A 19,498-nucleotide genomic window follows, 5' to 3' on the forward strand; every position below is an offset into this window, starting at 1 on the left:
GGGCGGCTCTATGGTCGGCCGGGTGGTCAATCTCTCCGTCATCGTGCCGTTCTACAACGTGCAGTCCTACGCCCCGGAAGCAATCAGAAGCCTACGCGCGAATGCGCGCGAGGACATCGAATTCATTCTCGTCGACGACTGTTCGACGGATGACACCCCGGAGATTCTCGCGGAAGCCGAGCGGGAACTGAGCGGGGCCGTTCTCGTGCGGCACGAACGCAACGGCGGTCTCGCGACCGCCCGCAACACGGGCCTGGACGCCTCCCGCGGCAGATATCTCACCTTCCTCGACGGCGACGACTGGCTCGCGCCGGGCCACTACCCCCGGCTGCTGGCCGCCATCGAGGACCTGGGCTGCGACTTCGTGCGCACCGACCACGTCAGCTGCACGGCACGTGCCCGTACGATCGCTCGCGTCCCGCACGGCCGCCGCGGCGTGGTCATGGACCCGCGGGAGGCGATCCTGCCGGCCGGGCGCACCACGTCCGTCGACTACGCCTACGCCTGGGCCGGCATCTACCACCGGCGGCTGCTGGACGACGGGCTGCTGCACTTCACGCACGGGCTGCGCACCGCCGAGGACCGCCCGTGGATCTGGCGGCTGCACCGCGAGGCGAAGTCGTTCGCCGCGCTCGGGATGACGGGCGTCTACTACAGGCGCGGCGTCGCCTCGTCCCTCACGCAGATCGGCGACGTGCGCCAACTGGACTTCATCCGCGCCTTCGACCAGGTCGTCGAGGAGACGGCACGCGACCGCGACGCGGACAAGCTGCTGCCGAAGGCCGTGCGCACCTACTGCGCGATCATCTCCCACCATCTGACCAGCGGACGGTTCCAGCCGCGGGTGGAGCGCGAACTGCGTGCCCGCAGCGCCGCCGCACTCCGGCGGCTCCCCGCCGGCCCGCTTGCCGACGCACTGAACTCCATGGACGTCGAGCGGGCCTCCCGGCTGCGCAGGCTGCGCCGCCGTCCCGCCCTCTTCCGCCAGGCGCCGGGAGAGGCGGCGTGAGCGACACAGACCTCTCAGGACGGACCGACCGCATGCGTACGCAGATCTTCTTCGCCTCGACCCTCTACGGCGCCGCGACGCTGGCCGCCGCCATCGACGCCGGGAAGTTCACCTCCGGCGCGCCGGACGGGACGCCTCGAACCGGCCGCCGGCTGCTGCTGGTCAGCAACAACGCCGCCAACCCGGAGACCACTCCCGCGCTGGACACCATGCCGGGGTTCGAGCGCTTGCGGACCCGCTTCGACCGCGTGCTGTCGTGGAACGATGCCATCGCCCCGTTCCATCCGGGGGGATGGTCGCCGCGCGCGGACGACGTGCCCGTGCTGGAGCGGTATCTGCGCCTGCTGTGGGGGCTGGGCGACGACGAGGTGGAGCTGGTCGTGGAGTCCATCCAGGTCGAACCGGCCCTCGCCGTCGCCCGGTTGTTCCCCGACGCTCCCCTGGAGGTGTACGCGGACGGCCTGATGAGCTACGGGCCCACCCGCAACAAGCTCGATCCGCTGGTCGGCTCGCGTGTGGGGCGTCTGCTCCACCTCGACCTGCTGCCGGGCCTGGAGCCACTGCTGCTCACGGAGTTCGGCGTGCGGAGCGAGGTCGTGCCCACCGGCGCCTTCACCTCCGTACTGGCGGAGCTGGCGCAGGACGTTCCGCCGAGCGTGACGTCCCTGCCCAAGGGCGGCGCACTGCTGCTGGGGCAGTACATGTCGGCGCTGGAGATCCTCACCCACGAGGAGGAGGAGCAGCTTCATGTGCGGATGCTGCGCGGCGCCGCCCGGCTCGGCCACAGCAGCGTGGTGTTCAAGCCGCACCCCGTCGCCCCGGCACGCTTCTCACGCGCGCTTGAGAAGGAGGCGGGTGAACTCGGCGTCGAACTGCGGGTGCTGAACACTCCGGTGCTCGCGGAAGTGCTCTACGAGCAGATGCGGCCGGAGCTCGTCGTGGGCTGCTTCTCGACGGCCCTGCTGACGGCCGCCTCCTTCTACGGGCTGCGCGTCGCCCGTACGGGAACGGGCCTGCTGCTGGAGCGGCTGACGCCGTACCAGAACAGCAACAGGGTGCCCGTCACCCTCGTCGACGCGCTGCTGCCGGACGTCGACGGTGAGACGTCGGGCGAAGGGGCGGATCCGGACGCCGGGCCGGGTGCGTGGCGCATCCCGGAAGCGGCGGAGACACAGCGCCGGCTGACGGGCCTGCTGCGGGCGGTGGGCTTCTGCATGCAGCCGGAGATCCTGCCGGAGATGCGCGGCGAGGCCGAGCGGTATCTCTCCGCGAACCTCGACTCCCGTACTCTGCGCTACTTCAAGCGGCGCCGCCTCACGGCCCTCGTTCTTCCGGGCGGCTGGACGCGGCAGTTCGCGTTCCTGCGGCGCAGGCCGACGGTGCGCCGGGCGGCCCGGCGGGTGCGGGCGCTCAAGCGCGCGGCGCTCGGCTGACGCCGGCCGGCGACCGGCGAAGGACGGCTGACGGCTGACGGGCCGGTGGGTCCGCGTACGTGCACGCGGACCCACCGGCCCTTCCGCTGCCGCGAACGGGGTCAGACCACGAGCCAGAGCAGCAGCAGGAAGATCAGGGCGACGACGGAGATCAGGGTCTCCATCACCGACCACGTCTTGAGCGTCTGGCCGACGCTCATGCCGAAGTACTCCTTCACCATCCAGAAACCGGCGTCGTTGACGTGGCTGAAGAAGAGGGAGCCGGCACCGACGGCCAGTACGAGCAGCGCCGACTGCGCGGTGTTCATGTCCGCGGCCAGCGGGGCGACGAGTCCGGCGGCCGAGATGGTCGCCACCGTCGCCGAGCCGGTCGCCAGCCGGATGCAGACGGCGATCAGCCAGCCCAGCAGAAGTGCCGGCACGGACCAGCTCTTCGAGAAGTCCATGACCATCTGGCCGATGCCCACGTCGACCAGCGTCTGCTTGAAACCGCCTCCGGCGGCGACGATCAGCAGGATCCCGGCGATCGGCAGGAGGGAGGTCTCGACGGTCGAGGTGATCCGCCCCTTGGTGAAGCCGGCGGCCCTGCCCAGCGTGAACATCGCGACGATCACCGCCGAGAGCAGTGCGACCAGCGGCGAGCCGGCCACGTCCATGACCCGCTGCACGGTGTTCTCCGGGTCGCCGACGACGATGTCCGTCAGCGCCTTCGCCAGCATCAGCACGACGGGCAGCAGCACCGTTGCGACGGTGACGGCGAACTTCGGGCGCCGCTCCAGATCCTCCGACGGACGCTCCGGCACGATCCCCTCGGGCGGCTGCACGTCGACCCACCGGGCCGCGAAGCGCGCGAAGAGGGGTCCGGAGACGACCAGCGTCGGGATGCCCACGAGCACGCCGAAGGCGAGGGTGACGCCGAGGTTCGCGTGCACCGAGTCGATGGCGGCGAGCGGCCCGGGGTGCGGGGGCACCAGGCCGTGCATCACGGAGAGCCCCGCGAGCGCCGGGATTCCGATGCGGATGAGGGAGAGATTGCCGCGCCGTGCCACGAGCAGCAGCACCGGGATCATCAGGACGAGCCCGACCTCGAAGAAGAGCGGAAGGCCGATGATGCCGGCGATCAGGGCCATGGCCCACGGCATCGCACGCTCGCCCGTCCTGGCGAGGATCGTGTCGACGATCTCGTCGGCGCCGCCGGAGTCGGCGAGCAGCTTGCCGAGCATCGCGCCCAGCGCGATGAGGACTCCGACCCCGGCGACCGTGTCGCCGAGCCCGGTGGAGAAGCTCTCGATGGTCTTGTCCAGCGGTGCGGCCGCCACGGCACCGAGGGCGAGGGTGCCGAGGGTGAGCGCGAGGAACCCGTGGACCTTGAAACGCGTGATGAGCAGGACGATGACGGCTATGCCCGCAAGGGCTGCAAGCCCCAGCTGAAGGTTGCCGGCGGAGCTGATGGGATCCACCGGCTCCGGTCCGGCGGCGAGTATCTCGGCACTGAGATGGCGCACGGCTCTTCCTTGTCGTGAGGGAACGGGGTCATGGGGGCAGGGGGTCGGGTTCGGTCACTGCCGGGAACCGCGGGCGGCGCCCGGCTCTGGCGGGCGTGGTTGGGCGACTTCGGGCGTGGGGGCCTGCGCCCGGACGCGCGGCGTGCAGCCGGCGCCTACGGACGGACCGCTGAGGGCCCTTCCGGCACCGCGCACCACTCGCGGACGGCCGCGAGGGCGTGACCGGTGACGGCGTCGGGGCCGTCGCGCACGGGGACAGCGGCCCCCGCCTCGTCCGCCTGGAGCGGCTGCAGCGTCGCGAACTGCGAGTCCAGCAGCGTGAGCGGCATGAAGTGGTCGCGGCGCTGCTCCATGCGCCGGGCGATGAGCGAACGGTCTCCCGTGAGGTGGACGAAGAAGACCCCGGGGGAGGCCGCACGCAGCCGGTCGCGGTAGGCGCGCTTGAGCGCGGAGCAGCTGACGACCCCTCCGGATTCCGTCCGCTCGGCGGCCCACCGGCCGATGGCGTCGAGCCAGGGCTCCCGGTCGGCGTCGTCGAGGGGTTCGCCTGCGGTCATCTTGGCGACGTTCGCCGGCGGGTGGAAGGAGTCGGCCTCGGCGTAGGGCACTGCCAGCGCCTCCGCGAGCATCGCCCCCACGGTGGTCTTGCCGGTTCCGGCGACCCCCATGACGATCACGACGCCGCCCGCGGCGGGCTGCTCGGCCGGGAGGGCGTCGCCGCGTTCGCGTCGCTGGTCACGGCCGTCGCCTGTCGGGCCCTTCCCCTGCCTTCGGCGGGGAGACCCCAACGGCACTCGGCGCGGAGACCCCATATGCACCTCGCAGTCCTCTTCCGTGTGGGCGCCGCACACTCAACCTCATTACGTCACACTTATTCAATAGGTCGACGTTGATTAGTCATACTTAATTGCCGTGACGGCCACCACGTACTCTGAAGTCCCCGGCGGGGCCGGTGCGTGGCACCTGCGGTGCGGGGTGCCGGCCGGTGCGGCGCCTGTCCGGGCGAAGCCCGCGGGAAAAGAGAACTCGGGAGACTCATGACCAGCCAGGCTGCGGACAGCCGGGGCCGGGGCCTGCACGCGCGGCTGCTCGGCAGGCTCGGGCCGGCGATCACCGCGGGCGACTACCCGCCGGGCACCGTGCTGCTCACGGACGAGCTGGCCGAGCGGTACGAGGTCTCACGCACGGTCGTACGAGAGGCGGTGCGGGTGCTGGAGTCCATGCATCTCGTCGAGTCGCGCCGCAGGGTCGGCGTGACCGTGCTGCCCACCGAGCAGTGGAACGTCTTCGACCCGCAGGTCATCACCTGGCGCCTGGCGGGTGCGGACCGGCCACGGCAGCTGCGTTCGCTGACCAGGCTGCGTTCGGCCGTCGAACCCGTGGCGGCACGGCTCGCGGCGGAGCTGGCAACCCCGGACGAGTGCGCCGAGCTGACCGAGCACGCTCTCGGGATGGTGCGCACCTCCCGCGGGCAGCAGCTGGCGAACTACCTCGTGCACGACGTCGCCTTCCACGGCGTGATACTGCGGGCCTCGCGGAACGAGATGTTCGCCCGGCTCGGCGATGTCGTGGCCGCCGTCCTGACCGGACGCACCGAGCACGAGGTGATGTTCAGCGACCCCCGCCAGGAGGCCGTCACCATGCACGTCCAGGTCGCCGAGGCCGTGCGGGAGCGGGACGGCGCGGCCGCGGAGCGCCTGATGCGCACCATCACCGAGGACGCCCTGGCCGAACTCGACGTCCTCGCTCCGTGAACCGCCGCCCCGCCCCGCGCCGGGGAACAGTCAGCGGAAACGGGCCCGGGTCAGGCTCCCGCCACCCTGCGCACCACGCGCAGCAGGTACTCCTTCCTGTTGAGCGGGTCGTGGTCGGTGCGCGGCCGCGACGGGGCCTCCCCCACCACCGGCCGGTAGCAGGCGAATGCGCACTCCAGCACTCCCTCCCCGCTTGTCAGCGTGGGCAGTTGCTGTTCCAGTTCGTGCACGCGCGCCGCCGGGATCTCGCCCTCCAGCACATACGCGTCGCCCTTCGTCACCGGTGCCTGCGGCACCCCGCGCAGGCGTGAGAGCACGGGCAGCACGGCACCGAACGTCTCCGCCGGGATCTCCAGCCGGAACCGGTGCATCGGCTCGTGCACGGTCGTCCCGGCACGCCTCAGCGCCTCCATCAGGACGAGAGGCGTCAGCTGGCGGAAGTCGGCGCCGGTGCTCGACATGCTCTTGTCGAAGATCGCGTGCGCGTGGCTCTGCCTGGGTGCGTAGCCGGAGTGCGTCATGGTGACCGTGCAGTCGGGAATCTCCCAGCCGTGGATCCCCTCGCGCAGGGTCTCGCGCACGGTGTCCTCGACGGCCCTCATGAACGCGTAGGGCATGGAGCCGAGTTCGACCTCCAGCCCGTACCGCACGCCGCTGCCCGGCGGTGCCGGTTCGACGCGCAGACCGACGGTGGCCAGGAACGGGTTGGGCTCCTTGTGCATGATCTCCGCGGCCGCGCCGGGCCCGTCGAGACGTTCGACGCAGATGGTCGTGGACTCGCGGAAAGCGACGTCCAGCCCGAACTCGTCGGCGAGGGTGGCCTGGACGACCTCTTTCTGCACCTCGCCGTAGAGCGACAGGTTGAGCTCGCCCCGGAGTTCGTCCTGCCGCAGTCCGAATGGGGTCTCCCCGCCGAAGGCAGGGGACGGGTCCTGCTCGGCGAGTTGGGTGAGCGCCGTGTGGAGTGCGCCCGACTCCTCCGGGCGGCACGGCACGACGACGGTCTCCAGTGTCGGCGGCGCGAAGTGGTGCTGCTCCCGTGTCACCCTGCGGGCCGAGCCGACGGCGTCGCCGATCCGGACCCCGGCGAGACCGCGCAGCTTGCCGATCCGCCCCGCCTCGACGCACGCGCCGGGGGCGTCCGACCCGTGCTCGAACACCTCGATCCCGGTGACCTTGCCCTCGCCGTCGTCCCCGTGCAGCAGCCGGTCGCGCACCCGCACCGTCCCGGAGAACATGCGCACGTAGGCCGTCTTCTGCCCGCCCGCGGTCCGTTCCACCTTGAAGACGGTGCCGTGTGCGGGGGCGCCGGGGTCTCCGTCCGCGGCGGGCAGCAGCTCCTTGAGGCCCGCGGTCAGCGCTTCCACGCCGGCGCCGGTGATGGCCGAGCCGAAGAAGACGGGGTGCGCGAGCCCCCGCCTCGACTGGGCCGCGAGTTCCTCGCGCAGCCGCTCGTGGGAGAGAGCCCTCTCGTCCTCGACGTACGCGGCCATGAGCTCGTCGTCGTGTTCGGCGAGCACTTCGGCGAGCCGCGCCGTGCAGTCTTCGTCGGACGGTCCGTGGCTCGTGAACTCCGCGTCGCGGGTACCGAGTCGGTCCACGCGTCCCATCGCGACGGCCGCCGGCGTCAGCTTCTCGTGGATCCTTCGCAGGACGTGCCCGTACTGCGCCCCGGCGCGGTCGATCTTGTTGACGAAGAGGAGCGTGGGGATGCCCAGCCGCTTCAGGGTGCGCATCAGCACGCGCGTCTGCGCCTGGACGCCCTCGACGGCCGAGACGACCAGGACCGCGCCGTCGAGCACGTTGAGAACCCGTTCCACCTCGGCGATGAAGTCGGGGTGGCCAGGGGTGTCGATCAGATTGACGGTGAGGTCCCCGACGGCGAAGGAGACGACGGCGGACTTGATGGTGATGCCCCGCTGCCTCTCCAGGGTCAGGGAGTCGGTCAGGGTGCTGCCCTTGTCGACGCTTCCGAGCTCGTCGATCACACCGGCGGCGTGCAGCAGCCGCTCGGTCAGGCTCGTCTTACCGGCGTCGACATGCGCCAGGATTCCAAGGTTGAGTGCTTTCACAGAGCGTCATGTCCTTTAGGTGAATGAATGTTCCCTTCTGGTTGGACATGAACGCTCGCCGCATCTGCTTCTCCCTGTTCGCCGGTTCGACGTCTCGATGGTTCGACGGCTCGACCTGTGCCGTCGGCTTGGGAGCACAGCAGAGCGAGGCCACGCAGAGCAACAGGTTTTCGGCCCGGCCGGCTGCGCTCGTCAGGCCGATGGACCCGGTGGCCGGCTCAGGCCTGCACGGCGGCCGCCTCGGGCGGCCACCGCTCGAACCACCGCCGGTCCGCCTCCAGCTGTGCGGCCAGCTGGACGAGCAGCGGTTCGCTGCTGTCGGGCCCGAGCAGCTGGGCACCCAGCGGCAGCCCCGAAGCGGTGAACCCGGCTGGGACGTTGATGCCGGGCCAGCCCAGCAGGTTCCACGGCCACGCGTACGGGCAGTGGGCGATCATCGTGCGGTCGGTCCGCAGACCGGAGAGGCCCACCAGGTCGCCGATGCGCATCGGGGGCGTCGCCGTCGTGGGGGTCAGCACAACGTCATGGCGGCGGAAGATCCGGCCCACGCGCCGGCCCAGCGGAGCCTCCGCCGCGCGCGCCGCACGCAGCACCGAGCCCCCCAGCAGCCTCCCCGTGCGCGCGGCGCCGCGCGTACGGGGATCGAGCAGGGCGAATTCGGGGACGCGGCCCGTCCATTCACGGATGCCCGCCGTGGCACGGGGCACGAACGCCAGCCCGATCGGCCCGTAGTCCGGATCGGCCTCCTCGACGTCGTGACCGAGCGCCGAGAGCCGCTCCGCGAGGTCGGTGACAGCAGCGCGTACCGCCGGATCGAGTGACTTCCGCGTCGCCGTCCACGGAGGGCGCAACGAAAGCGCGATACGCAGCCGCCCCGGATCCCGTCCGACCGCGGGCAGAACCTCGACCGGCGAGGGCCGGTGCAGATCCCCGTCCGCACTTCCGGAAGCCACGTCCAGCAGCAGCGCCGCGTCCCGCACCGTGCGGGCAAGCGGCCCGAAGACCGTGATCCCCTTGAACGCCTCCCGCTCGGGCATCGTCGAGATCCTGCCGCGCTGCGGCTTGATGCCGACGAGATGACTCCAGGCCGCGGGAATGCGGATCGAACCCGCCCCGTCCGAACCCAACGCCGCCGGAACCAGGCCCGCCGCGACCGCGGCGGCCGAGCCGCCCGAGGATCCGCCCGGCGTGTGCTCCGGACTCCACGGGTTGCGTGTCTCACCGAAGGCCTGCCCCTCCGTGAAGGGCCACTGGCCCAGTTCGGGAGAGTTGGTCTTGCCCACGATGACGGCGCCCGCCGCACGAAGCCGGCGCACGGCCTCGCTGTCCGCCTCCTTGCGGGGGAACTCGCCGGGGCAGCCGAAGGCCGTCGGCTCACCGGTCACATCCACGTCGTCCTTCACGGCGACGGGCACACCCAGCAGCGGCAGACGCTCACCCCTCGCCAACCGCCGGTCGGCCGCGTCCGCTTCGACGAGCGCAGCCTCCCCGCGTACGCGGCGGAACGCGTTGAGCGTCGGCTGCGAGGCCGCGATGCGGGTCAGGGCACGCTCGGTCAGCTCACGTGCCGTCACGTCACCGGCCGCCAGCGCGGCGGCCTGCTCGGCCAGCCCGCCCGACTCCCGCGGCGCGGCCTGCGTACCGACTTCTGCCGTCACCAGCACTCCCCATACTCGTCGGTAATACGACCCTCATCCTGCTCCCCCGTTGCCCGCTCGGCAACGCCGCGAATGGGCTAGGAAAGTCACATGCCAGTCGTCTGCGGCCCCGAAGGCCCCATCCGCGCCCGCCCTTCCACCCCACTGCCACCCGTCCGAGCGGTCCTCTTCGACTTCTCCGGGACGCTCTTCCAGATCGCCGCATACGCGGACCGCATACGTGCGGCACTGCCGGAACCCGTCGCAGAGCCGGAGATGGACGAAATCCTCACCGCCCTGGGCCGGCCTCCGGGACCCCGGCGTGATCGAGGCCCAGCGCGGCCGCGACGTCTCGTCACAGGCCCACCGGCACGCCTTCACCACGTGGTACGCCTCGGCGCCCGCCCTCGCCCCGTACGCCGACGTGCTGTACGAACAGATGCAGGACCCGGAGCACTGGCGTCCGTACGCCGACGCCGCGGCGGTGCTCGCGAGGCTGACCCAAAGCGGCATCCCACTGGGTGTCGTCAGCGACGTGGGCTGGGACCTGCGCGCCACCTTCGCCCGCCACGGCCTCGCGGACCATTTCACCTCCTGGGTGCACTCGTACGAACACGACACCGAGAAGCCCGACCCGCGGCTCTTCCAAATCGCCTGCGGGGAGTTGGACACGGCACCCGGAGAAACGCTGATGGTCGGCGACCACCCGGCCAAGGACGGGGGCGCTTCCGCGGCGGGCCTGCGCGCCTACGTCCTTCCCGCGGGCGCGTCACCCGGCTCGGAGCGGGGGCTGGGGGCGGTGCTGCGTCTTCTTTGAGCCTGAACGGCTCGGGGTGCGGGTTGCGGCTGGTGCGTGGGTGCGCCTGGGGTGGGTTCGCGGGTGCGCCTTGGGTTCGTGGTGGGTGCGGGGGCGTGCCGTTCCGGCGGGTGTCCCGGGGCGGCATGATTTCCCTCCCTGAACCGGACGGGCCTTCGTGCTGGCCTTCATATGCCGGTCCGCAAATCACGTTTAAGCCCCGTTACCCCCGCCTGCACGTCCCGCCCCCTCCTGCCCGTCTCGCGTCTGCCGCTCTCGTCCCCCTTCTCCCCTCCGGGAGTCCGGGTGGCTTTCAGCTGCCCCGCCGGTGGCCATCCGGGTCACACGCGCAAGCTCGTCCGATGGCTCAACTCCCCTGCCGGGTGGACGGGTTCATCGAGGCTCGGGACGGTGAGGGGCGGGCTCGGAGTTCGCCCGACGTGCGGCGCGATCGCCCGTACCCGTCGAGGACGACGGCCACGGGCCCACTGCCCGGTGTGGATGAGGGGGTTATAGCGGCCCCGGGGGAGAGCCGCGGACGTGCGGGAGGGGGTGGGACGCGCAGGGGGGCATGGACGGGCTTAAACGTGATTTGCGGACCGGCATATGAGAGGCAGCACGAAAGCCCTTGACGGTCCAGGGAGGGAAATCATGCCGCCCGGACTTGCCCCCCGGAGCGGCACGCCCCCGGCACCCAGCACCCACCCCAGGCGCACCCACCACCCGCCGCAACCCGCACCCGCACAACAGCCACCCCCGGCGACAGCCGGACCCGTCAGAACGAGTCCGTCGGCACGTACGCGCCCCAGATCTCCCGCAGCGTGTTGCACACCTCGCCCACGGTGGCCCGCGCCCGCAGCGCCTCCTTCATCGGGTAGAGGACGTTGTCCGTGCCCTCCGCCGCCTTGCGCAGCTCCGCCAGCGCCCCGTCCACGGCCGCCTGGTCGCGCTCCGCCCGCAGCCGCGCCAGCCGTTCGCACTGCTGCTGCTCGATCGCCGGGTCGACGCGCAGCGGCTCGTACGGGTCCTCCTCGTCGCGCTGGAAGCGGTTCACGCCGACGACGACCCGCTCGCCGCTGTCGGTCTCCCGCGCGATCGCGTACGCGCTGCGCTCGATCTCTTCCTTCTGGAAGCCCTGTTCGATCGCGTTGACGGCGCCGCCCCTGTCCTCGACCTGTTCCATGAGGGCGAGGGCTGCCGCCTCCACGTCGTCCGTCATCGACTCCACGACGTACGAGCCTGCGAAGGGGTCGACCGTCGCCGTCACGTCCGTCTCGTAGGCGAGGACCTGCTGGGTGCGCAGCGCCAGGCGCGCCGACTTGTCCGTGGGCAGGGCGATGGCCTCGTCGTAGGAGTTGGTGTGCAGCGACTGCGTACCGCCGAGGACCGCGCCGAGTGCCTGCACCGTCACGCGGGCCAGGTTGACCTCGGGTTGCTGCGCGGTGAGCTGCACCCCGGCCGTCTGCGTGTGGAAGCGCAGCATCAGCGACTTGGGGTTCTCGGCACCGAATTCCTCCCGCATCACCCGCGCCCAGATGCGCCGCGCCGCACGGAACTTGGCGACTTCTTCGAGCAGCGTCGTGCGCGCCACGAAGAAGAAGGACAGCCGCGGCGCGAAGTCGTCGACGCTCATCCCGCTGGCGACGGCCGTGCGGACGTATTCGATGCCGTCCGCCAGGGTGAAGGCGATCTCCTGCGCGGGCGTCGCGCCGGCCTCGGCCATGTGGTAACCGGAGATGGAGATGGTGTTCCACTTGGGGATCTCGGCGCGGCAGTACTTGAAGATGTCCGCGATCAGCCGCAGCGACGGCTTGGGCGGGAAGATGTACGTGCCGCGCGCGATGTACTCCTTGAGCACGTCGTTCTGGATGGTGCCCGTGAGTTTCGCGGGGTCGGCGCCCTGCTCCTCGGCGACGAGCTGGTAGAGCAACAGCAGCAGCGCAGCGGGTGCGTTGATCGTCATCGAGGTGGAGACTTCCTCGAGCGGAATCCCGCCGAAGAGCACCCTCATGTCGTCGATGGAGTCGATGGCGACGCCGACCTTGCCGACTTCGCCGTGTGCGAGCTGGGCGTCGGAGTCGTGGCCCATCTGGGTGGGCAGGTCGAAGGCGACGGACAGGCCCATCGTGCCGTTCTCGATGAGCTGCTTGTAGCGCGCATTGGACTCGGTGGCCGTCCCGAAGCCCGCGTACTGCCGCATCGTCCAGGGCCGCCCGGTGTACATCGTCGGGTAGACGCCGCGCGTGTACGGGTAGGCGCCGGGTTCGCCCAGCTTCTCGGTGGAATCCCAGTCACTCAGCGCGTCCGGGCCGTAGACAGGCTCGATGGGCAGACCGCTCTCGTTGAACCGCTGGTTGCCCGACTGGCGTGCCATGGACTCTGCCTCCGTACGGTCTGGGTTCGCGCCGGTGTTTCTCCGGCCGCAGCCCGGTTCGGCGCCGCTCGGGTGAGCCTGCTGCCGCTCGGGTTGTCGCTCTTCGATTGCCACGGACTGTAGCGATCCGCGTCCGTCCGTTGCAGGGCCGCACGCTGGGACGTTCCTCACAGCGTGCCGTCCCGCCCTCACAGGATGCCGCCGCGCACCGAGGTTCACACCCGGACCGCGAGGGAAGAGAATGGGCGATCGGTGTCGGGAAATTCCGTGTTGTCCGCTCAGGTTGCGGGGGTTCGCATGGTGGGGGCCAGACGGCCGGGAAGGCCGGTACAGGCAAGGCGCGGCAGCGTGTGGGCGGTGACGGCGGCGCTCGTCGTCACCGGGGGCGCGGCAGCCGGTTGCAAGGCGCAGACGACGGGGAACGGGCCGATCCATGTGACGAAGACTTCGGTCGCGCCCGCGCCGACGGAGAAGCCGGCGCGTTCCTCCGTGAGCAACAGCACACAGGAGAAGAACCCCGACAGGCCGGCGCAGCCGCCGAAGCCCGCCAAGCGGGCCGTCCCCGCCGACCCGGTGCTCTTCACGACGGGTTCGGGCGGCGCGCAGGTGCGTGAACTCCAGGCGCGGCTGCGCAAGTTGCAGCTCTTCGACCGGAATCCGACGGGCTACTACGGGCCGGTCACCACCGCTTCGGTCCGCGCCTTCCAGCGCCGGCAGGGCATGAGTGCCGGTGGGGCGGTCACATCGAGCGTGTGGAGCGCGCTGCGTGCCCGCACGTCCGCGCCGTCCCGTGACGAGTTGTACCCGCCGACGGCTCGTCCGCTCGACGACCCTGACCCGCGCTGCCTCACGGGGCGTGCGCTGTGCGTCAGCAAGAAGAGCCGCACGCTGGCCTGGTACGTGAACGGGCGGATGCTTTCGGCGATGGACGTGCGCTTCGGCTCGGCCTACACGCCCACGCGGGAGGGGAAGTTCAGCGTCGGGTTCAAGAGCCGTGATCACGTCTCGACGATCTACGACACCCCGATGCCGTACGCGCTGTTCTTCAGCGGCGGCCAAGCCATCCACTACTCCTCGGACTTCGCGGCCCGCGGATACGCCGGCGCGTCGCACGGATGCGTCAACGTACGGGACAAGAAGAAGATCGCGGCGCTCTTCGCCCAGGTGCGGAAGGGCGACAAGGTCGTCGTCTACAAGTGAGCCGTCCGCCCGCCTACCGCGGGAAGCGCGGGCGGACGAGGTGTGAGGAGTGGCCTCAAGTAGCCGGAGGCTGAGGTGAGATGAGGGGTCGCCGCTCCTGAGGCGGCTGCGCCGGCCGTTCTCGCCGGGAGTGAGATGGGGCGCGGGCGGGACCGGGGGAACGTGTCCCGCCCGCGCCATATGCGCGAGCCCGAAGGTACGGGGGGAACCTTGGACTTGTCGCGCAGCCGATGACCAGTCGGCTCACTTGTTACTGCGCCGTCCCCGCCGAAAGTGTCACACCAGGATTCAACCAAACTGCGTGACCTGCGTCACATCTCTCCTGCTCCGGCTGAACCGCCCGCATACGGGCGCACAACTCCGGTTGAACGGGCGGCTGTCGGGCGGGCCGAGCCCGCCACCGGAGCGGCCGACGGCACCGCCGGGGCATGAAAAAGCCCCCGGCGGAATCCGGGGGCTGTGCCCGCACAGGGCCGAACAGGACTGCGGAGACGACGAGTTCGCGACCTGCCTACTGCTGCGCGCCGGCCGGTGCGGTCTCCTCCGCACTGGGTGAGGGTTCGGCGTCCGGCGAGGAGAAGCCCTCCGAATCGCCGCCCTCCGAGTCGCCGCCCTCCGAGTCGCCGCCCTCCGAGTCGCCGGACTGGCCCTCGAGGTCCTCGGAGCCGCCGCCGCCGTCGTCCGGCCTGCTGCCGCCCGTGGAGCCACCGTCAGCCGTCTCCCCGCCGGTGGATCCACCATCGTCTTCGTCGGCGTCGTCGCCGGGACCGCCGTCATCACCCGACGTCGAACCCCCGGGTCCGTCCGGCCCGCCTGCGCCGCCCGAGCCGTCCGCGCCGCGGGAGCCCTGGCCGTCACGCCCGGAGTCATACTTTTCGCACCACTTCTTCACGCCTTCGGGGCCGCCGGCCACCAATTCGAGGCGGACCCTGTCGTGGGCGGAGAGCTTGCCGTCCTCGTACGCCTTGCACAGCGCACGCGCCATCGCCTTCTTGTCGGCCCCGGAAAGTCCCTTGCCGTTGCCGCTCCACCAGTCCTCGTCGCCCGTGGGGCGGCCCTTCGACTTCCCGTCCCGTCCGCGCTCCTTGCCCGCGAGGTCCTCGCCGGTGGGCGAGTCGGACGGGCCACCCTCGCGGGTGCCGCGTCTTGGCCCGTCGCTGTCATCGGGGCTGCCGCCGGCGCCGGCCGACTCCTTGCGTTCGTCGCCGGGACTGGCCAGCGGGGAGACACTCGCCGCGGGTGACCCGCCCCCGCCGAACGGCGTGGGCAGCACTCCCGCTCCGGCCGCCACCGCAGCCCCGCCGAGCGCACATCCGGCGACGGCCATGGCGAAGCCCGCCCGCAGCGGACGTCCCATGAGGGTTCCGCGCCGGGCCGCTCCGGGCCGGCGGTCGCGCGCCCGGCCCGCGTTCTCGCGCGCGGCGCGCCTGCCGATGACCGTTTCGGCCTCCGTCGGGCCCGCCGTGATGTCGATGGTGCCGCTGTGCCCGGCGCTCATGACCGGCTGCGCCGCGCGGAAGGCCGCCACCGCGGCGGCCTCGCCGGGGAGTTCGGCACTCGCCTCACCCGGCGCCCTTCCGGCGCGGGCCGCGCCGAGCGCGTGGAGCGTCGCCGTCTGCTCGTCGACGAGCGCGTCGAGGAAGGAATCGAGGCGGTCCTCAGCGGTGCGCTGCTGCGGTACGGAACCGCCGCGTGCCCATGAGGGTGCGGGCGCGGAGGAGCGGCCCGAGCCGCTGGTGGGAGCCCCTTCAACGTTGTTGTGACCAGCCCGGTGACGTCCGTCGCGCCGACTGTTGCGCGCATTGGGAACCTGACCGCGGAGCAAGCGCTCCGCCGCTTCGTCGTCCAGCCACCTGTACCGGTCGTCGTCCGCCATCACGTTTCCCTCAGCGTTCGTGTCGCCTTATGCGTCACACCGCGCGTCGTGGGAGACGCATTCGGACCGGGTGGCGGTTCTCCTGCGTCCGGGAGATCTTCGGCGGATTCCTCCAGCAATTGTGCGAGCTTGCGCAGACCCCGATGCGCGGCCGTCCGTACGGCGCCGGCACGCTTGCCCAGCACCTGGGCGGCGCTCTGGGCGTCGAGACCGACCACGACGCGCAGCACCACGGCCTCGGCCTGGTCCTGCGGAAGACGCGAGATCAAAGCCATCGTGCGGCCAGTGCCGAGAGCTTCGAGCGCCTCGTCGGCGGTGTCGGCTCCGGCAGGCAGCACGGCCAAGTCGCTCTCGTCGCCGCCGATGACGGGGCGGCGGCCTCTCGAACGCAGGTGGTCGAGCGCCCGGTTCCGGGCTATTCGCGCCGCCCAGCCGCGGAAGCGGTCCGCGTCGCCGCTGAACCGGCCGATGTCCCGGGCTATCTGCAGCCAGGCCTCCGAGGTGACGTCCTCGGCATCGGCGTCACTGACAAGGGTGCGGACATAGCCGAGCAGCCGCGGGTGCACAGTGCGGTACACAATGCGGAAAGCGACTTCGTCCCCGCCCTGTGCCGCAAGCACCGCGGCTGTCAACTCCGCGTCGTCCCCCTGCACGGCCGTCTCTCGCCCCACTCCGCGATGTCCCAACGGATCTGGTCATGCCCCTGGTCGGGCGCCTGTCGTCGTCTCGCTGATATCTGCGTATACCTCACACACAGACCAGCATCGATGCCAGAGCACGCTAAGGCCAAGTGTGCGTCTTAGTCCACGCAAGTCGACCGGCGAAGTTGACCAGGTAACAGAATGAGGAGTGCGGACGCTGAAGGGAGTACGGGCCTGCCCCTGGCGTGGTGCGCCCGTTCTCGAGGGCGATCGGGGTCTCTCCTGTGGGGGGTGGCGACCCCGGTCGCTCTCGCATTTTCCGGCAGGCCCGCCGGGTGTCCTCAGCTCGTGCGTTCTCCGAGCCGCTTGAAGTCTTCCCAGCTCATGGCCGGTTTCCGGGGGTCCCACAGCTTCTGCGCCGTCGCGCGGAGGGGCGCCCTGATTCCCGCGGCGACCTGTTCGGGGGTCTGTGCCTGCGAGCGGTCGCACCAGACGGCGAAGCGGCCGCCGGGGATGTGCTCGGGGCCCGAGAGGGATTTCGGAACCGGCTTCGTGCCACGGAGCACCGCCGGAGTCCATTTGTCGTAGATGCGGCGCCCTGTCGGGTATGTGAAGTTGTTGGGCTCGCCGAGCACGTAATAGAGGAACTCGTCGTTGAGGTTGATCAGCTTCCAGCCCTCCCTGAGATACGACTCGGGGCTGCGCTCGCCGGCCTCCCTGCCCGTCCAGTAAGTGACCTGCCGGTCGCGGTTGGCGCGGACCACGCCGCCCGCGTGGATGCCGTCGTTCCACGCCTGCGCCGTCTTGCCCTTCTTCCGTACGACCTCGGCCCGGTCGTTGAGCCAGTCGGTCGCGAGGTCCTGCACACGGGCATCGCGGCCGAACTCCTCACGGGCCTTGGCCGCCAGGCCCGGATACGAGGCCTCGGGGTCGCTCTGCGCCAGGGCCAGGTACTCGTCCCCGCCGAGGTGCGAGTACTTGCCGGGGAAGAGGTCGGCGTACTCGCGCAGCAGGTCGTCCACGATCTTCGCCGCGCGCGGATCGGAGATGTCCACGGCGCCCTCGGTCGGCCGCCCGGCCGCGTTCTTCAGCTGGAGCTCGGGGTGGGCCTTGAGGACGGCGCCGAGGTGCCCGGGCGAATCGATCTCCGGGATGATCTCGATGTGCCGGGACTCGGCGAGCCGGATGATGCGGCGCACCTGGGCCTTGGTCAGATGCGGATCGGAGACCACTTCGGGGTGCGTGCTGCTCTCGACCCGGAACGCCTGGTCGTCGGAGATGTGCAACTGGAGCTGGTTCAGCTTGAGATCACCCATCTCACGGATGCGGTCCTCGATCCAGCGGGCGCTGAAGTGCTTGCGCGCGATGTCGAGCATGAGACCCCGCTGCGGCCGGTCCGGCTCGTCGCGGACCACGCCGTCCGCGATTTCTCCACGGGCACGCACGGACTGAAGCAGTGTCCGGGTGCCGTAGAAGGCGCCCGCCTGGCCGGCGCCGGTGATCTTCACCTGGCCCTCGCGGCTGTCCATCACGTAGCCCTCGCGGCCGGTGCCGAGGTCCCGGTCCAGGCTCAGCCGGACGTCCCCCGTGCGGGCCGGGCCCTTGGAGAAGGGGACGTCGAGCTCCCGGGCGAGCAGTCTGGCCTCGTCGGCCAGCGGCCCCTCGGGGTCGGCGACGACCCTGGTGAACTTCGACGGCTTCCACGCCGGCCCTCGCACCGGCTTCCACTTCCTCACCGAGGGAACGGAGGCGGGCGCGGGGCCCGTTCGGGCCGGACCTGTCGGCTCTGGCACCGCGTGCGCGCTGCCGCTGCCTCCGGTCGCCGTCCCGCTCTCGCTCCCGCCGCCGGAATCGCCCGCGCAGCCGCCGAGGGCGAGAAGGCCCACCGCGCCGGCCGTGAGCAGGGCCCCGGAAGCCGTCAGGGTCTTTGGCCGCTTAGGTCGCATACGGATACGTTATTGCCCCTTTTCGTCTCGCACTCGCCAGGTATCCGACCAGGATCGTTCCCGTGCGGGTGAAATTCCCATAGTCGTCGAATCGTTCGGCTCTGCGTCGTTACGGTGGCCGAGGCACACCCGCACAGCTGTATCGGACGTCACACAGCAGGAGTTGGGCGAGCCGCAGGGTGAGCCCGGCCGTTCATGGCCGCGCTCCCCCACCGGTCCGCGGTCACCGGCGCTGACCCGTACGCCGGACCGGTACCCACACGCCAGTCGGCCCTCCGAGGAGCCCATGCCGCCCCCCAGCCCGCGAAGCGACGAGAAGGCCCCGGCAGTGCACACCCTCGGCGCACCCGGGAGCGCCCCCGGCCCGCTGAGCGGGGGTGACCCCGGCCGAGGGCCGGAGGGCGCCCCGCCCGCCGGAGCCGGCCCGGGACAGGAAGACGACCCGCCCGCCGGAGCCGCCCCGGTGCCGGCGTGGTCCGGCCCGGTGCCGGCGCCGCTGCCGATGCCGCTGTCGCGCTTCAACGCCGCCCCCGACGAGACGGCCGCCGCCGTGCTGCTGCGCTGCTGCGGCAGCAGCCGCTGGGCAGCCCGCATCGCCGCCTTCCGTCCGTACCCGGAGGCGGGCTCCCTGCTGGCCGCCCTGGACGAGGCGAGCTACGACATGACGCCGGCGGACGTGGCCGAGGCGCTGTCCTCGGAGTCGCCCCAGCTCCCCCCGCCCGCCGACGGCCCGGCGCGGCCCGCATCCGGCGGCGGTCCGCGGGGGCACGATCGGCCCGGGGTCCTCGCGGCGCACACCGCGTTGCGGGCGGCGCATGCCGCGTACGAGAAACGCTTCGGCCACGCCTTCCTCATGTGCCTCGACGAATGGGGCCCGGACGAACAGCTCGGCCAGGCCCTCGCTGCCATCCGCACCCGCCTCGGAAACGATCCGGAGGAGGAACGTCCGGTGGTGGCGGAGGAGCTGCGGCGTCTCGCCCGGGCCAGGCTCCGGCGCATGGTCGGAGGTCTTCCGTAGGCCTGCCCGGCCGTGCCGAGCCCGCGGAGCCCGTGTGACGCAGGCCTCGCGGCGCACCTCTTCCGGCATCCGGTCCGGCATCCCGCCGGTGAGCCCCAGGTCACAGCGCGACGGTCCGGAGCCCCCGCCTGCTCCTCCTCCGCGCCGGCTGTCTCTGCCTGATTGATCACATCCGGCCCTCCCGGGGCCGAAGTACCGACAATGCGTCGTTACGATGGCTCAGGCCGGTGGACCGTA

14 protein-coding genes are annotated in these 19,498 nt (G+C 71.3%); 6 read left to right on the plus strand and 8 right to left on the minus strand.

Features of this window, described 5'->3' with window-relative positions; genetic code table 11:
* Positions 1-22 precede the first annotated feature (22 nt).
* Positions 23-1,009 carry a glycosyltransferase family 2 protein gene (locus H180DRAFT_RS10675; protein ID WP_055485965.1) on the plus strand — a complete coding sequence of 329 codons (987 nt, stop codon included), beginning with the start codon at positions 23-25 and terminating at the stop codon, positions 1,007-1,009.
* 32 nt (positions 1,010-1,041) lie between these two features.
* The gene (locus tag H180DRAFT_RS10680; protein WP_055485966.1) at positions 1,042-2,442 is read left to right on the plus strand and encodes a polysialyltransferase family glycosyltransferase; all 1,401 of its coding nucleotides are present in this window, start codon (positions 1,042-1,044) and stop codon (positions 2,440-2,442) included.
* Positions 2,443-2,543: 101 nt separating this feature from the next.
* Here the strand turns inward: H180DRAFT_RS10680 and H180DRAFT_RS10685 are convergent, their stop codons facing one another.
* Both H180DRAFT_RS10685 and H180DRAFT_RS10690 read right to left on the minus strand, forming a co-directional pair.
* Positions 2,544-3,947 carry a GntP family permease gene (locus H180DRAFT_RS10685; RefSeq protein WP_055485786.1) on the minus strand — a complete coding sequence of 468 codons (1,404 nt, stop codon included), beginning with the start codon at positions 3,945-3,947 and terminating at the stop codon, positions 2,544-2,546.
* Positions 3,948-4,102: 155 nt separating this feature from the next.
* The gene (locus H180DRAFT_RS10690; RefSeq protein ID WP_055485967.1) at positions 4,103-4,615 is read right to left on the minus strand and encodes a gluconokinase; all 513 of its coding nucleotides are present in this window, start codon (positions 4,613-4,615) and stop codon (positions 4,103-4,105) included.
* Positions 4,616-4,984: 369 nt separating this feature from the next.
* Here H180DRAFT_RS10690 and H180DRAFT_RS10695 point away from each other — a divergent pair, with 369 nt between their 5' ends.
* Positions 4,985-5,701, plus strand: a complete 717-nt coding sequence (locus H180DRAFT_RS10695; RefSeq protein WP_055485787.1) for a FadR/GntR family transcriptional regulator — start codon at positions 4,985-4,987, stop codon at positions 5,699-5,701.
* Between the two features lie 50 nt (positions 5,702-5,751).
* Here H180DRAFT_RS10695 and H180DRAFT_RS10700 read toward each other — a convergent pair whose 3' ends face one another.
* Both H180DRAFT_RS10700 and H180DRAFT_RS10705 read right to left on the minus strand, forming a co-directional pair.
* Positions 5,752-7,773: an elongation factor G gene (locus H180DRAFT_RS10700; protein WP_055485788.1), complete on the minus strand. Its 2,022-nt coding sequence runs from the start codon at positions 7,771-7,773 to the stop codon at positions 5,752-5,754.
* A 218-nt stretch (positions 7,774-7,991) separates the two neighbouring features.
* On the minus strand, positions 7,992-9,431 hold the full coding sequence (locus H180DRAFT_RS10705) for an amidase (protein WP_055485968.1): 1,440 nt from the start codon (positions 9,429-9,431) through the stop codon (positions 7,992-7,994).
* A gap of 301 nt (positions 9,432-9,732) precedes the next feature.
* Here H180DRAFT_RS10705 and H180DRAFT_RS10710 point away from each other — a divergent pair, with 301 nt between their 5' ends.
* Positions 9,733-10,227: an HAD family hydrolase gene (locus tag H180DRAFT_RS10710; RefSeq protein ID WP_254665964.1), complete on the plus strand. Its 495-nt coding sequence runs from the start codon at positions 9,733-9,735 to the stop codon at positions 10,225-10,227.
* 754 nt (positions 10,228-10,981) lie between these two features.
* Here H180DRAFT_RS10710 and H180DRAFT_RS10715 read toward each other — a convergent pair.
* The gene (locus H180DRAFT_RS10715; protein ID WP_055485789.1) at positions 10,982-12,580 is read right to left on the minus strand and encodes an acyl-CoA mutase large subunit family protein; all 1,599 of its coding nucleotides are present in this window, start codon (positions 12,578-12,580) and stop codon (positions 10,982-10,984) included.
* 357 nt (positions 12,581-12,937) lie between these two features.
* Between H180DRAFT_RS10715 and H180DRAFT_RS10720 the strand changes: the two genes are divergently transcribed.
* Positions 12,938-13,780, plus strand: a complete 843-nt coding sequence (locus H180DRAFT_RS10720; RefSeq protein ID WP_074466748.1) for a L,D-transpeptidase family protein — start codon at positions 12,938-12,940, stop codon at positions 13,778-13,780.
* A gap of 511 nt (positions 13,781-14,291) precedes the next feature.
* Here the strand turns inward: H180DRAFT_RS10720 and H180DRAFT_RS10725 are convergent.
* The 3 genes from H180DRAFT_RS10725 to H180DRAFT_RS10735 all read right to left on the minus strand — a co-directional run bounded on the left by H180DRAFT_RS10725 (position 14,292) and on the right by H180DRAFT_RS10735 (position 18,243).
* On the minus strand, positions 14,292-15,656 hold the full coding sequence (locus tag H180DRAFT_RS10725) for a hypothetical protein (protein ID WP_055485790.1): 1,365 nt from the start codon (positions 15,654-15,656) through the stop codon (positions 14,292-14,294).
* Positions 15,656-16,309: an RNA polymerase sigma factor gene (locus H180DRAFT_RS10730; protein WP_055485791.1), complete on the minus strand. Its 654-nt coding sequence runs from the start codon at positions 16,307-16,309 to the stop codon at positions 15,656-15,658. The genes H180DRAFT_RS10725 and H180DRAFT_RS10730 overlap by 1 nt, the downstream gene beginning before the upstream one ends.
* Before the next feature lie 329 nt (positions 16,310-16,638).
* Entirely contained in the window at positions 16,639-18,243 is a 1,605-nt protein-coding gene (locus tag H180DRAFT_RS10735; RefSeq protein ID WP_055485792.1) for a beta-N-acetylhexosaminidase, read from the minus strand.
* Positions 18,244-18,571: 328 nt separating this feature from the next.
* Here H180DRAFT_RS10735 and H180DRAFT_RS10740 point away from each other — a divergent pair, with 328 nt between their 5' ends.
* Positions 18,572-19,261, plus strand: a complete 690-nt coding sequence (locus tag H180DRAFT_RS10740; protein ID WP_302622439.1) for a 2-oxo-4-hydroxy-4-carboxy-5-ureidoimidazoline decarboxylase — start codon at positions 18,572-18,574, stop codon at positions 19,259-19,261.
* Positions 19,262-19,498: the final 237 nt, after the last annotated feature.

Source organism: Streptomyces sp. WMMB 322 (assembly GCF_900090145.1).
Lineage (GTDB): Bacteria > Actinomycetota > Actinomycetes > Streptomycetales > Streptomycetaceae > Streptomyces.